The organism is Streptomyces sp. NPDC002669 (genome assembly GCF_042889165.1).
In the GTDB taxonomy this organism is placed as follows: Bacteria; Actinomycetota; Actinomycetes; order Streptomycetales; family Streptomycetaceae; genus Streptomyces.
This window is the reverse complement of sequence record NZ_JBIAQQ010000016.1, coordinates 168,887-181,449: the sequence shown is the minus strand read 5'-3', so window position 1 is coordinate 181,449 and position 12,563 is coordinate 168,887. Positions and strand designations below refer to the sequence as shown.

Genomic DNA, 12,563 nt, shown 5'->3' with positions numbered 1-12,563 from the left:
CCGGGCAGGACGGCGGCCGGGCCGCGCGGACAGAGGAACGTACATGACAGAGGCCGGACCGGACGGGGTCGACGCGCCCACGGGGAGGGCCGCCCGGGAGCTGCTGGTGCGGGCCGGGCAGCTGCTGGAGACCGCCCGCGCCGTGCTCGCCGACCACACCCGCGCCGTGGACGCCGTGCGCGCCGCGCTGGATCCGCTGGTCGACTCCCTGGTCGGCCGGGAGCTCGCCGCCATCCCCGTCTCCCGGCTCCGGGACGTCACCGAGGGCAGGCTGCGGATCGGCGCGATCGAGCAGGCCGGGTTCACCACCGTCGGCCGGGTGCACGGGGCGAGCCGCTACGAGCTGCGCGAGATTCCCGGGGTCGGTGCGCAGACCGCCGACCAGGCGCTGGCCGCCGCCGGGCAGATCGCCCACGCGGTGCGGGACACGGTCACGGTCCGGCTGGACGTGGACGCCCCGGACGAGGCCGCGACCGCGCTGGTCATCGCGTTGCACCGGCTGGTCGAGGCGGGTTCCGAGGCCCGCCGGGCGGTGGACGCGGCGGGCCGGCTCGTCGGGCGCCTGGAGCCCCTGCTGGCCGAGGCGGCACCGGCCGGGGGGCGACTGCGCATGCTGTTCGCCCGGCGGCAGGCCCGCTCCCGGGTCATGGAGGCCGTGGGCGGAGTGCGGGAGGCCGTCGACGAGGCGGCCGGGCGAGGGCTGCCGGTGCTGTTCGGGCAGGTCTCGGTGGATCTGCTGCGGGAGGCGGAGTCGGACGTCGCGGCGTGGGTGGACTTCGAGCTGCGGTCCGCCGAGTACTACAGCCTGATCGCCGAGCTGTCGGGCACCGGGCCCGACCGGGACGCGGCCGAGGGGTTCCTCCCGTCCGCGATGGCGGACCGGGTGCGCGATCTGCGGCTGGACGACGCCCGGCTGCGGGTCTCCCTGCGCGGGTACCAGTCGTTCGGCGCCCGGTTCGCGCTCACGCAGAAGCGGGTGATCATCGGTGACGAGATGGGGCTGGGGAAGACCGTCCAGGCCATCGCCGCGCTCGCGCACCTCTCGGCGCGGGGCGAGACGCACTTCCTGGTGGTCTGCCCGGCGAGCGTGCTGATCAACTGGGCGCGTGAGGTCCGGGCCCGTTCCACCCTGCACACCCTGCCGCTGCACGGCCCCGAGCGGCAGGGCGCCTTCGACGAGTGGCGCCGCACCGGCGGGGTCGCGCTCACCACGTTCGACGCCCTGCACACCCTGCCGGACGCCCGGGACTGCGGCATACGGCCCGGGATGCTGGTGGTCGACGAGGCCCACTACGTCAAGAACCCCGAGACCCGGCGCTCCCGGGCGGTGTCCGGCTGGACGCAGCGCACCGACCGGGTGCTGTTCCTGACCGGTACGCCCATGGAGAACCGGGTCGAGGAGTTCCGCAGCCTCGTCCGCCACCTCCAGCCCGAGCTGGCACCCTCGATCCGCACCACCCACGGGGCGGCCGGTTCGCTCGCGTTCCGCAGGGCGGTCGCCCCGGCCTATCTGCGGCGCAACCAGGAGGACGTGCTGGCCGAACTCCCCTCGGTGGTGCAGGTCGACGAGTGGGAGGAGTTCAGCCCGGACGACCTCGCCGCCTACCGCGAGGCCGTGGGCGCCGGGCAGTTCATGCGGATGCGCCGGGCCGCGTACGCCCGGCCCGCCACGTCGGCGAAGCTGAACCGGTTGCGCGAGCTGGTGGCGGAGGCCGCCGGCAACGGGCTCAAGGTGGTGGTGTTCTCGTACTTCCGCGAGGTGCTCCTCACCGTCGAACAGGCCCTGGGGTCCCCGGTGTTCGGCCCGCTGTCGGGAAACGTCCCGGCCGCCCGGCGGCAGGGGCTGATCGACGACTTCGCCGCCGTGGACGGCCATGCCGTGCTGCTGAGCCAGATCCAGGCCGGCGGGGTCGGGCTGAACATGCAGGCGGCGTCGGTGGTCATCCTCTGCGAGCCGCAGATCAAACCGACCATGGAGCACCAGGCGGTGGCCCGCGCCCACCGGATGGGGCAGATACGGACCGTCCGGGTGCACCGGCTCCTGGCGACCGACAGCGTCGACGAACGGATGCTGGACATCCTGGCCCGCAAGGAGCGGCTGTTCGACATGTACGCCCGGCGCAGCGACGTCGCCGAGACGACGCCGGACGCCGTGGACGTGTCGGACGGTGCGCTGGCCCGGCGCATCGTCGAGGAGGAGCAGTTGCGCCTGGCCGCCGACGCGGCCGGGACGGTGCCGGAGAACTGACCGCGCCGGGCCCGCGGGGGCCCGGCGGGGTGACCGGCCGACCGGTGCGACCGCGCCCCTCCCCGGCACGCGACTGCGCCCCGCTCCTGGTCACCGGGGGTCCGCCACCGTCCCGCCGTGCGCGTCCCCGTCATGCGCCGCCTTGTCGTGCGACGCCCCGTCGGGCGCGGCCGTGCGGTGGGCCGTCGCGCCGTGCGGCTCGTGGCCCGGTACGGTGCCGTCCGGTTTGGCGACGAGCAGCAGCCCGGCCATGCCCATGTCGGAGTGGCTCTGCACGTGGCAGTGGTACATCCAGGCCCCGGCGCCCACGTGTTCGCCCGCGATGATCTGGAAACCGAAGGAGTCCGCCGGACCGACGATCTTCGTGTCGATGATCCGGCTCGGGTCGTCGGGGCCGGTGAGCAGGCCGGTCCGGTTGTCCGCCCAGCGATGACCGTGGATGTGGAACGTGTGGTAGTACTCGCCGTGCGTGATCATGACGACTTCGAGCCGGTCCCCCACCGTGGCCTCGAAGTCCGGGCTCCGGTCGGCCGGTTCGTTGTTGATCGTCATGTCGTTGAAGACGATCGTGATCGTCCTGTCCGGCAGCAGGTCGCCCTTGCGCCGGACGACGAGCGGGCCGTAGAGGCCCTTGCGGATGCCGCCGGTGCCGTGCTCCGTCCCGACGACGTGGTCGTGGTAGTGCCAGTAGCCCGCGCTGCCCGGCCGCCAGGTGCCGTCCTTGCGCCTGCCGGGAGCGTGGGTGCGCCAGGTGTAGGTACGGGTGCCGCCGGGTTCGACGACGCTCCGGTTCATCCGGGTGCCGTCGCTCGCGATGTCGTAGTCGACGCCGTGCGCGTGCAGGCTGACCGGCACGTCCATGGTGTTCTCGAACTCGATGTGCAGGGTGTCGCCCTCGTTGATCTCGATGAGCGGTCCCGGGACGGTCGCCTTCCCCTTCTCCAGGCCGTAGCCCATCCGGCCGTCCGCCAACTTCTCGGCGTACAGCCTGAGATGGCGCACCTCGCCGCCCGCCGGGGCGGTCCTCGGCACGGACTCGGCCGAGTTGGCCTCGATCGAACCGAGGGACAACGATGTCAGACCGGTCGTCGCCGCGACTCCGCCGCCGATCAGCATCCTCCGGTTGAAGCTCCTTCTGTCCATGCCGAACTCCCCACTGTGCCAAGGATGTTGAGGAACCTGTGGATCGGTGAGGCCGAGGACGGACCTCCGGACGGCCCACACCGTAGCCGGGGAATCCCCGTTCATCCACACCCAGGACAAAGTTCGCGCAATTGCCGCCATAGCTATTGGCGAACCACGAAAAGAGGTCTAGCTTCATCCGCTGTTGCAGTGACCAAAGAGGGTGGGTGACCACATGCAGCGCACACCACATCACCGGTCCAGATCGCGACGCGGACTCGTCGTCGGCCTTTCGGCAGTCGCCCTGACCGCTTCCCTGCTCGGCGCCGGCCAGGCCGCCGCCAGACCGTATCCGGAGCCGTCCGACTCCATCCCGACAACGTTGTCCCTGCCGTCGCCACCAGGCGGCGCCAATGTCAGGGTGCTGGTGTTCCACGCCTCCGCCACCGAGGAGTCCCCGACCGTCGACGCCGGTATCGCGGCGATCGAACGGATCGGGCTCACCGGCCCGGAGGCCGGCCGGTTCCGGACCGTCGCCACCGACGACCCCGCCGTCTTCACCAACGGCAAGCAGCTCGGCCGGTACAACGCCGTCGTCTTCCTGACCGGCGGCGGCGACGTCCTCGATCCGGAGCAGGAGGCCGGTCTGGAGGCGTACATGGAGGCGGGCGGCGGCTTCCTCGGCATCCACGACGCGGCACGGACCGAGCCGTACTCGGACTGGTTCACCGGCCTGGTCGGCGCCCGCCCGGCGGCGAACGGTCCGGCCTCCGTGCAGCGCGCCACGGTCGAGGTCGGCGACCGGCAGCACCCGGCGACGAAGAACCTGCCGCTGGAGTGGAAGCGCCCCGACAAGTGGCTGAACTGGGCGAAGAACCCGTCCGGTGCCGTGCACACCGTGGCGCGCGTCCGCGAGATCACCTACAAGCCGGGCGCGAGCGCCAACGGCTGGGACCACCCGGTCTCCTGGTGCCGCGACTACGACGGCGGCCGGTCCTTCTACACGGCGATGGGCGGCACCGTCGACAGCTTCGCGGAGACCGACTTCCGCGACCATCTGCGCGGCGCGCTGAACTGGACGACCCGGCTCTCGCAGGCCGACTGCAAGGCCACCATCGACTCCAACTACACGGCCGAGCGCGTCACCCGGCCCAACCAGCCGGGGCGGAACGACCAGATCGGCGAGCCGCACGGGCTGGTCACCGCCCCCGACGGACGCGTGCTGTACATCGGACGCGGCGGCGCCGACAGCAGCAGGCCGGTCGTCACCGACTGGAACGACCCGGACATCGGCAAGGGCCTCGGGCAGGTCCACGTCTACGACCCGGAAACCAAGGAGGTCACCCTCGCCGGTGAGCTGACGGTCTTCGGCAACAAGGGCGGCGGCGACGAGCTGGTCAAGGTCGAGGAGGGGCTGCTCGGCATCGAGCTGGACCCGGACTTCGAGAAGAACGGCTGGGTGTACCTGCACTACACCCCGCACGCGAAGCTCGACCGCGACAAGCAGCTGGCGGTGCGCCAGGTCTCCCGCTTCACCCTGGACCTGGCCACGAACGAGCTGGACCTGGCCTCGGAGAAGGTGCTGCTGAGCTGGCCCGTCCAGGTCCACAGCTGCTGCCACGCGGGCGGCGGGATGGCCTGGGACTCCAAGGGCAATCTTTACATCGCGACCGGTGACAACAACTCCTCCGGCTTCAGCGACGGTTACTCCGGGAACAACCCGCAGCCCAGCCACAAGGGCGTCTCGTTCGCCGACGCCCGGCGCACCGCGGGCAACACCAACAACCTCAACGGAAAGATCCTGCGCATCCACCCCGAGGACGACGGGACCTACACGCTCCCCGAGGGCAATCTCTTCACCGGGAAGGAGCCCGACGAGGGCGGCGGAAAGACGCGTGGCGAGATCTATGTGATGGGTGTGCGCAACCCGGCCCGGATCTCCGTCGACAAGTCGACCGACACGCTGTACGCGGGCTGGGTCGGCCCGGACGCGGGCGCCCCGTCCACCACCTGGGGCCCGGCCAAGTACGACACGTTCGCCGCGATCACGAAGGCGGGCAACCACGGCTGGCCGTACTGCATGGGCAACAAGCAGCCCTACCGGGACCGCAATCTGCCCGACCCCGCCGAGCCGCTCGGCTGGTACGACTGCGACCACCCGAAGAACGAGTCGCCGAACAACGACGGCCTGGTGAACCTGCCGCCGGTCACCTCCAACACCATCTGGTACTCGCCGCAGGGCGGCGGTGTGGACTATCCGCGGGACGCCAACGGCATCCCGAGCTACGAGGCCGGGGAGCAGAAGCAGTTGCTGCCCTGGCTCAAGGGCGGCGGCCAGGCCACCATGAACGGACCGGTCTACCGGTACGACGCGGCGAGCACCAGCCCCGACAAGTGGCCCGCGTACTGGGACGGCAAGTGGTTCGTCGGCGACTTCTACGACGGCGACCAGCCGCGGCACGCCGTGCTCACCGACCCGAGGACGGTCGGCAGGGGCGGGCTGCCCACGCACGCCGAGTCCCTGAGGAAGATCGTCCCGGTCGGGGCCGACGGCATCCGCAACCTGATGGACTGGAAGTTCGCCCCGGACGGTTCGCTGTACGTCCTGGACTACGGGCGCGGCTTCTTCACCTCCGACTCCAAGTCCGCGCTGTGGCGCGTGACGTACAAGGGCGGCGGTCCGACCCCGGCCGCCGACGACCTGGCCAGGAAGGCGGCAGTGCGGTGAGACATCGTCCGGTCCTCTCCCGGAGGCGGTACCGACCCGCCCGGTTGTGGCTCGCCCTGCTGGGTTCGTTCCTGATGGTGCTGGGGCTGACCTCGACGGCGGCGTACGGCCGTACGGCGACCCCGGCCGGCACGGCGGCCGACCAGGTCCTCACCTGGACCGCGGGCGACCCCATCGACCGTTATCTGTCCGCCCCGAGGACCGCGGTGGCCGGCAGAGCGACCATCGTCTTCGAGAACAGCGCGGCCACCGGCAACACCACCGGGATGCCGCACACCCTCACCTTCAGCGTCTCGGACCCGGAGTTCAACGACGACGTCGCGCTGAACATCCTGGCCAATCCGGGCGACGACCGGGGCGGCAGGCACACCGCCGAGGTCACGCTCACCCCCGGCCGGTACTTCTACCACTGCACCATGCCGGGCCACGAGGCGATGCAGGGCGTCCTCGTCGTGACCGAGGGCGGCGGCGAGGACACCGCCGCGCCGCAGACCTCCGCGAAGGTGGACGGCGACCGGAACGCCGACGGCGCGTACGTCGGTCAGGCCACGGTCACCGTCTCGGCGAGCGATGACGGCTCGGGCGTGGACACCGTCGAGTACGCGCTCGGCCCGGACAGTGCCTGGCAGCCGTACACCGCACCCGTGATGGTGCACGAGACCGGTACGCACACCGTCCGCTACCGGGCCACCGACCGGGCGGGCAACACCGCGACGGAGAAAACGGCCGACTTCACCGTCGTCGCACCACCCACGGACGACAAGACACCACCGGAGACCTCCGCGACGGTCTCCGGCGACCGGAACTCCGACGGCTCCTACATCACCGGGGCCGAGGTGACCGTCACCGCGACCGACGCGGAATCGGGCGTCGACAGGATCGAGTACTCCCTCGACGGCGGCCCCTACCTCGCGTACACCACCGCCGTCGTCGTCGACCGCGTCGGCCGCCACACCGTCGCCCACCGGGCGACGGACAGGGCCGGCAACACCTCCGGGGCGAAGCAGGTGTCGTTCACCGTCGCGGAGGGCGGGGGCGTGCCCGCGCCGAACTGCCCGGAGTTCGACGAGCGGCTGACCGTCATCGTCGGCACGGTCGACACCGGCGTCCCCAACCGCGTCACCGGCAACCGCTGCACCATCAACGAACTGATCGAGGACGAGAAGGACTGGTCGTCGCACGCGCTGTTCCTCAAGCACGTCGACAAGGTCCTCGACCGGCTGCTCGCCGCCGGGGTGATCGACGCCCGCGAGCACCGGAAGATCTACCGGGCGGCCAAGCAGTCGGGGATCGGCAAACCCGGCCAGGACGAGGGCTACCGGAAGCTCTTCGACGGCACGGCGGAGTCGTTCGCCAAGTGGCAGCAGGTCGGCGGCGGGAAGTTCGGGCTCAACGCCGACGGCACCCTCACCAGCTCCACCACGGTGGAGGGCATGGGCATGCTCTGGTTCCCGGGCCGGCAGTACGGCGACTTCTCGCTGAAGCTCCAGTGGCGTGACGACGCCCCCGGCGCGGGCAACGCCAACAGCGGCGTGTTCGTCCGCTTCCCGAACGTCCACGACAACCCGGAGGAGTCCCGTCCGGAGTGGGTCGCCATCAAGTACGGCCACGAGGTGCAGATCCTCGACCGACCGGACGGCGACATGTACAAGACCGGTTCGCTCTACGGCTTCGACCGGGTCGGGCTGGCCGGTGCCGGGGTCACTCCCAAGGGCACCTGGAACGACTACGAGATCCGGGTGGTGGACCAGCACTACTCGGTCTACCGCAACGGGGTCCTGCTGAACGAGTTCGACAACACCGGCGGTCAGGTCTTCGAACCGCCCCGGGGCGACGACCCGGGCACCGACGGCCGGCGGTACGCCTCCGGCTACATCGGTCTCCAGGTGCACGGCACCACGGACGTGGTCTCGTACCGCGACATCCGCATCAAGGAGCTGTAGCCCGGCCCGGATCAGGTGGCCGTGACCGCATGCCGGGGCATGTGGTCACGGCCGCCCGGGTGCCGGTGGCGCCACACCCAGAACACCGTGCAGGAGAGCACCGCCCAGGCCCCCAGCACCAGGTACGGGAAGAGCCGCTGGTGGCCCTGGTAGTAGACCGCGGTGTGCTGGGCGCTGACGGAGGCGCCCGGCGGCAGCCAGCGCCCGATGTGGCCGAGTGCGGAGGGCAGCAGCGGCCAGGAGACCGCCCCGCCCGACGAGGGGTTCCCCAGGAGCACCATGACGCCCCAGGTCGGGATCATGGCCCAGCGCCCCATCAGGGTGTTGAACATGGTGAAGACCATGCCCGAGGTGAACATCGTGAACGCCAGGATCAGCCAGGACTCGAAGAACGGCAGATCGACCGCGCCCAGCCACCAGTCCACCACCGCGGCGATGGTGAACCCGCCGAGCAGCGAGTAGCCGACGGTGAAGGCGATCCGCTCCAGCGGGATCAGGGCGCGGGCGTGCACGCTCAGCTGGATCGCGCCTACGAAACCGATGATGACGGCGGCGAGCGAGATGTAGAAGAGCGCCAGCCCGCGCGGGTCGCCCCGTTGCAGGGGCTTGACGTCCCGCACGGTGACCGGCACCCCGGTCCTGGCCCCGACCTCGGCCGCGGACTCCGCGAGGAGCTGGGCGACGGCGGCGCCGGAGGCTCCCGCGACGTCCAGCGAGACACCGGGGCCGACCGCCCGGACGATGGCGAAGACCTCCTGTCTCTCCAGCGCCTCGTGGGCCTGCGCGCGGGTCGCGAACGGATGGACCTCCAGCGAGGCGGCGAGCGCCTCGTCCATGCCGGTGACGAACTCCTTCTCGCTCCCCGTGACCGGTCGGCTCACCACGGCGGTCGGGATGTGGTGCGGGGTCGGGTTGGCCATCGCATAGGTGTAGGAACCGGCGAAGAGCCCGGCCGCGGCGGCGAGGATGAACACCAGGACGGTCGCGGGGAAGTACGGCGAGTCCTTGTACGCGGCCCACCTCCGGCGGCCGCTCAGCGGCCGGCCGTGTGCTCCGTGGGAGGCCGGGGGCCCCGGGTCCGGCACGCTCATCCCCTGCCGCCCCTGCCGCCCCTGCCGCTCTCCCCGTCCTCGTCGTCCGCCCCGTTCCGGGCCCGGCTCGGCTGGACCCGCTTCGGTTCGCCCGGCATCTTCGGGTGATCGGGCGGGTACGGGAGATCGCCGAGCCCGCGCTCGCGCTCGTCCCGGTCCGCCAGTTCCAGCAGTCCGTCGAGCCGGAAGGCGTGCTCGTCCAGGTCGGCGTGCACGTCGCCCTCCTCGGCGCAGCGTCCGGGCATGGTCCGGATGTCGAAGTCGCGCGGCTCGGCGTCGTCGAGTTCCGTCCAGCGCAGCGGGGCGGAGACCGGGGCGTGGGGGCGGGCGCGCACGGAGTAGGCGGAGGCGATCGTGCGGTCGCGGGCGGCCTGGTTGTAGTCGACGAAGATCCGCTCGCCGCGCTCCTCCTTCCACCAGGCGGTGGTCACCCGGTCCGGCATCCGGCGTTCCAGTTCGCGTCCGGCGGCGATGGTGGCGCGCCGGACCTCGGTGAAGGTCCACCGGGGTTCGATGGGGACGAGGACGTGGATGCCCCGGCCCCCGGAGGTCTTGGGCCAGCCGCGCAGCCCGTGGTCGTCGAGCACGGCCCGCAGCTCGTGGGCGGCCCGCACGGCGTCGGCGTAGTCCGTTCCCGGCTGCGGGTCGAGGTCGATGCGCAGTTCGTCCGGATGGTCGGTGTCGGTGCCGCGGACCGGCCAGGGGTGGAAGGTGAGTGTGCCGAGGTTGGCCGCCCAGATGACGGCGGCGAGGCCGGTGGGGCGGATCTCGTCGGCGGTACGGCCGCTCGGGAAGGTGACCTCGGCGGTGGGGATCCAGTCGGGGAGGTTCTTCGGGGCCCGTTTCTGGTAGAAGGACTCGCCGTCGACACCGTCCACGAAGCGCTGGAGGGTCGTCGGCCGGTCGCGCAGGGCACGGGTGATGCCGGGGCCCACGGCCAGGAAGTACTCGGCCACGTCCCGCTTGGTGTAGCCCTTCTGCGGAAAGTAGACCTTGTCCGGGTGGGAGAGCCGTACGGTCCGTCCGTCGGCCTCCAGCTCCACCGCTTTCACCGCTGCGCCCATGACGGTCACGGTAGGCCTGGCTCCGTCGTGCCGCACATCGGAGGAATTATGCGGTTTCAGGGGTGAGAATCCGACCATGGACCTTCCGGTGATGCCTCCTGTGAAACCGATGCTCGCCAAGTCCGTGGCGAAGATCCCGCCGGGCATGCAGTACGAGGCGAAGTGGGACGGCTTCCGTGCGATCGTGCACCGGGACGGCGACGAGGTGGTGATCGGCAGCCGCACCGGCAAGCCGCTCACCCGCTACTTCCCCGAACTGGTCGCCGCCGTCCGGGACGGTCTGCCGCCGCGCTGCGTGGTCGACGGCGAGATCGTGATCGCGCACGAGGGGCGGCTGGACTTCGACCGGCTCGGTGAGCGCCTGCACCCCGCCGCCTCCCGGGTGCGGCTGCTCGCCGGGCGGACCCCGGCCGACCTGGTCGTCTTCGACGTCCTGGCGCTGGGGGACGACTCGTTGCTCGCCACCCCGCAGTCCGGCCGCCGCGCCGTCCTGGAGGAGGCCCTGGCCGGTGCCGCGCCCCCGGTGCACCTCGCGCCGGCGACCACGGACCCGGCGGTCGCCCGGCAGTGGTTCGAGCGGTACGAGGGCGCGGGGCTCGACGGTGTGGTGGCCAAACCGCTCGATCTGCCCTACCTGCCCGACGTCCGGGCGATGTACAAGATCAAGCACGAGCGGACCGCCGACTGCGTGGTGGCGGGGTACCGCTTCCACCGGAGCGGCCCGGTCGTCGGCTCGCTGCTGCTCGGGCTGTACGACTCCGAGGGGGTGCTGCAGCACGTCGGGGTCTGCGCGGCCTTCCCGATGCGGCGCCGCGAGGAGCTGGTGGCCGAGCTGGAGCCGCTGCGCGTCGGTTTCCCGGACCACCCGTGGGCGTCCTGGGCCGACGCGCGGGCGCATGAGGACGCCCGGCTGCCCGGGGCGCAGAACCGCTGGTCCGGGAAGAAGGACCGGTCGTGGGTGGCGCTGCGCCCGGAGCGGGTCTGCGAGGTGGCGTACGACCACATGGAGGGCGACCGGTTCCGGCACACCGCCCGGTTCCGCCGGTGGCGGCCGGACCGCACCCCCGCCGGCTGCACGTACGCGCAGCTGGAGGAGGTGGTGCGGTACGACCTGGCCGAGGTGTTCTCAGCCGGCTGACGGCGTCTCGGACGGGGTGGCGCACGGGTCCTCGCCCGTTCCCGGGCCGGGCGGCGGGGAGTCGGTGCCGCCGGGCGGGTCGGTCGGGTCCGGGCTCGGCGAGTCGGTGGGGCAGCCGGGTGCGGAATCCGAGGGGCTGGGGTCGGGGCTCGTGCCGGGGTCGGGGGAGGCCGGTCCGCTGTCGGTCGGGTCGGGCGACGGGCTGCCCGGCTCGGTGGGGTCCGGGGAACCGGTCGGGTCCGGGGAGCCGGTGGGCGATCCGGAGGGGGACGGGCCGGTGGTCGGGGACGGGGACGGGCCGGGCGATCCGCCGGGCTGCGGGCCCACGACGATGCCGCCGCCCGTGCCGGGGCCCCCGACCGGGTGCTTCGGCTTGTTGGGGCCGCCCGCACCGGGGCTCTTCGGGACGGTGCCCTTGCCGTCGGCCACCGTGTGGACGCCCTTGCGGTAGAACTCCAGCCAGGACAGCACGGTGCGCAGATAGGTGTCCGAGCGGTTGTAGCTGAGGATCGCCCGGTCCAGGTCGGCCTTCACCGACAGGTCGCGGGGGCCGGCGCACAGGTAGTGCCCGGCGGCGAGGGCGGCGTCGTAGATGTTGTTGGGGTCGCGGCGGCCGTCGCCGTTGCCGTCCTTGCCCCAGTGCGCCCAGGTGGAGGGGATGAACTGCATCGGGCCGACCGCCCGGTCGTAGGTCCGGTCGCCGTCGTACGCGCCGCCGTCGGTGTCCCGGATACGGGCGAATCCGGCGCCGTCGAGCACCGGGCCGAGGATCGGGGTGGTCGTCGTGCCGTGGGCGTCGACCCGTCCCCCGCCCGCCTGGCCGGACTCGACCTTGCCGATCGCCGCGAGCAGTTGCCAGGGCAGGCGGCAGCCGGGGTCGGTCCGCCCGAGCGCGCCCTCCGCCTTGCGGTAGGCGGCGAGGACGGTGGCCGGGATGCCCGCCTCGGTCCACGAGCGGACGGCATCCGGGTTCCGCTTCTCCCCGGCCTTCGGCGGCTCGGGCGACTGCAACGGGGGCAGTTCGGTGTGGTACGAGTCGTCGTTGGGGACCTGCGACCACGTGACCTCGTCGGCCTCCCGGCGCTCCTTCGCGGTCGGTTCGTGGCCGACCGGTGCCGGGGCCTGGGACGCGGTGAGCGCGGCCATCGCCGCGACGGCGGCCGCCGTGCCGCCGAGTCCGCGGCGCATCGTGCCGTTGAACCTCATGCGTGCTCCCCTCTCCCCCCCGG

General features: G+C 72.1%; 8 protein-coding genes. 4 read left to right on the top strand and 4 right to left on the bottom strand.

The features are described from left to right. Positions 1-43 precede the first annotated feature (43 nt). On the top strand, positions 44-2,248 hold the full coding sequence (locus tag ACFYW1_RS23750) for a DEAD/DEAH box helicase (RefSeq protein ID WP_388996561.1): 2,205 nt from the start codon (positions 44-46) through the stop codon (positions 2,246-2,248). Positions 2,249-2,338: 90 nt separating this feature from the next. On the opposite strand, the gene ACFYW1_RS23745 is transcribed toward ACFYW1_RS23750, so the two are convergent. Next, the gene (locus ACFYW1_RS23745) at positions 2,339-3,391 is read right to left on the bottom strand and encodes a multicopper oxidase domain-containing protein (protein ID WP_388996558.1); all 1,053 of its coding nucleotides are present in this window, start codon (positions 3,389-3,391) and stop codon (positions 2,339-2,341) included. A 214-nt stretch (positions 3,392-3,605) separates the two neighbouring features. On the opposite strand from ACFYW1_RS23745, the gene ACFYW1_RS23740 reads away from it, so the two are divergent. Together ACFYW1_RS23740 and ACFYW1_RS23735 are read left to right on the top strand one after the other, a co-directional pair. Beyond that, complete coding sequence (locus ACFYW1_RS23740) at positions 3,606-6,098, top strand: ThuA domain-containing protein (protein ID WP_388996555.1); 2,493 nt, start codon at positions 3,606-3,608, stop codon at positions 6,096-6,098. Continuing rightward, the gene (locus ACFYW1_RS23735) at positions 6,095-8,041 is read left to right on the top strand and encodes an OmpL47-type beta-barrel domain-containing protein (protein ID WP_388996552.1); all 1,947 of its coding nucleotides are present in this window, start codon (positions 6,095-6,097) and stop codon (positions 8,039-8,041) included. The genes ACFYW1_RS23740 and ACFYW1_RS23735 overlap by 4 nt, the downstream gene beginning before the upstream one ends. Positions 8,042-8,052: 11 nt before the next feature. Here the strand turns inward: ACFYW1_RS23735 and ACFYW1_RS23730 are convergent, their stop codons facing one another. Next, positions 8,053-9,132, bottom strand: a complete 1,080-nt coding sequence (locus ACFYW1_RS23730; protein WP_388996549.1) for an ABC transporter permease — start codon at positions 9,130-9,132, stop codon at positions 8,053-8,055. Next, positions 9,129-10,175, bottom strand: coding sequence for a non-homologous end-joining DNA ligase (gene ligD, locus ACFYW1_RS23725; RefSeq protein WP_388996636.1), 1,047 nt, complete (start codon positions 10,173-10,175; stop codon positions 9,129-9,131). Before ligD ends, ACFYW1_RS23730 begins: the two co-directional genes overlap by 4 nt. A gap of 97 nt (positions 10,176-10,272) precedes the next feature. Between ligD and ACFYW1_RS23720 the strand changes: the two genes are divergently transcribed. Then, the gene (locus ACFYW1_RS23720) at positions 10,273-11,334 is read left to right on the top strand and encodes an ATP-dependent DNA ligase (protein ID WP_388996546.1); all 1,062 of its coding nucleotides are present in this window, start codon (positions 10,273-10,275) and stop codon (positions 11,332-11,334) included. Here ACFYW1_RS23720 and ACFYW1_RS23715 read toward each other — a convergent pair. Next, a complete protein-coding gene (locus tag ACFYW1_RS23715) occupies positions 11,323-12,540 on the bottom strand; it encodes a lytic transglycosylase domain-containing protein (RefSeq protein ID WP_388996543.1) in 1,218 nt (405 codons plus the stop codon). The two genes, ACFYW1_RS23720 and ACFYW1_RS23715, sit on opposite strands and share 12 nt — an antisense overlap. Positions 12,541-12,563: the final 23 nt, after the last annotated feature.

Bases quoted from the DNA above. Each gene is read 5' to 3' on its own strand.
- ACFYW1_RS23750 (WP_388996561.1), top strand. From the start codon at position 44: ATGACAGAGGCCGGACCGGACGGGGTCGACGCGCCCACGGGGAGGGCC.
- ACFYW1_RS23745 (WP_388996558.1), bottom strand. From the start codon at position 3,391: ATGGACAGAAGGAGCTTCAACCGGAGGATGCTGATCGGCGGCGGAGTC.
- ACFYW1_RS23740 (WP_388996555.1), top strand. From the start codon at position 3,606: ATGCAGCGCACACCACATCACCGGTCCAGATCGCGACGCGGACTCGTC.
- ACFYW1_RS23730 (WP_388996549.1), bottom strand. From the start codon at position 9,132: ATGAGCGTGCCGGACCCGGGGCCCCCGGCCTCCCACGGAGCACACGGC.
- ACFYW1_RS23720 (WP_388996546.1), top strand. From the start codon at position 10,273: ATGGACCTTCCGGTGATGCCTCCTGTGAAACCGATGCTCGCCAAGTCC.
- ACFYW1_RS23715 (WP_388996543.1), bottom strand. From the start codon at position 12,540: ATGAGGTTCAACGGCACGATGCGCCGCGGACTCGGCGGCACGGCGGCC.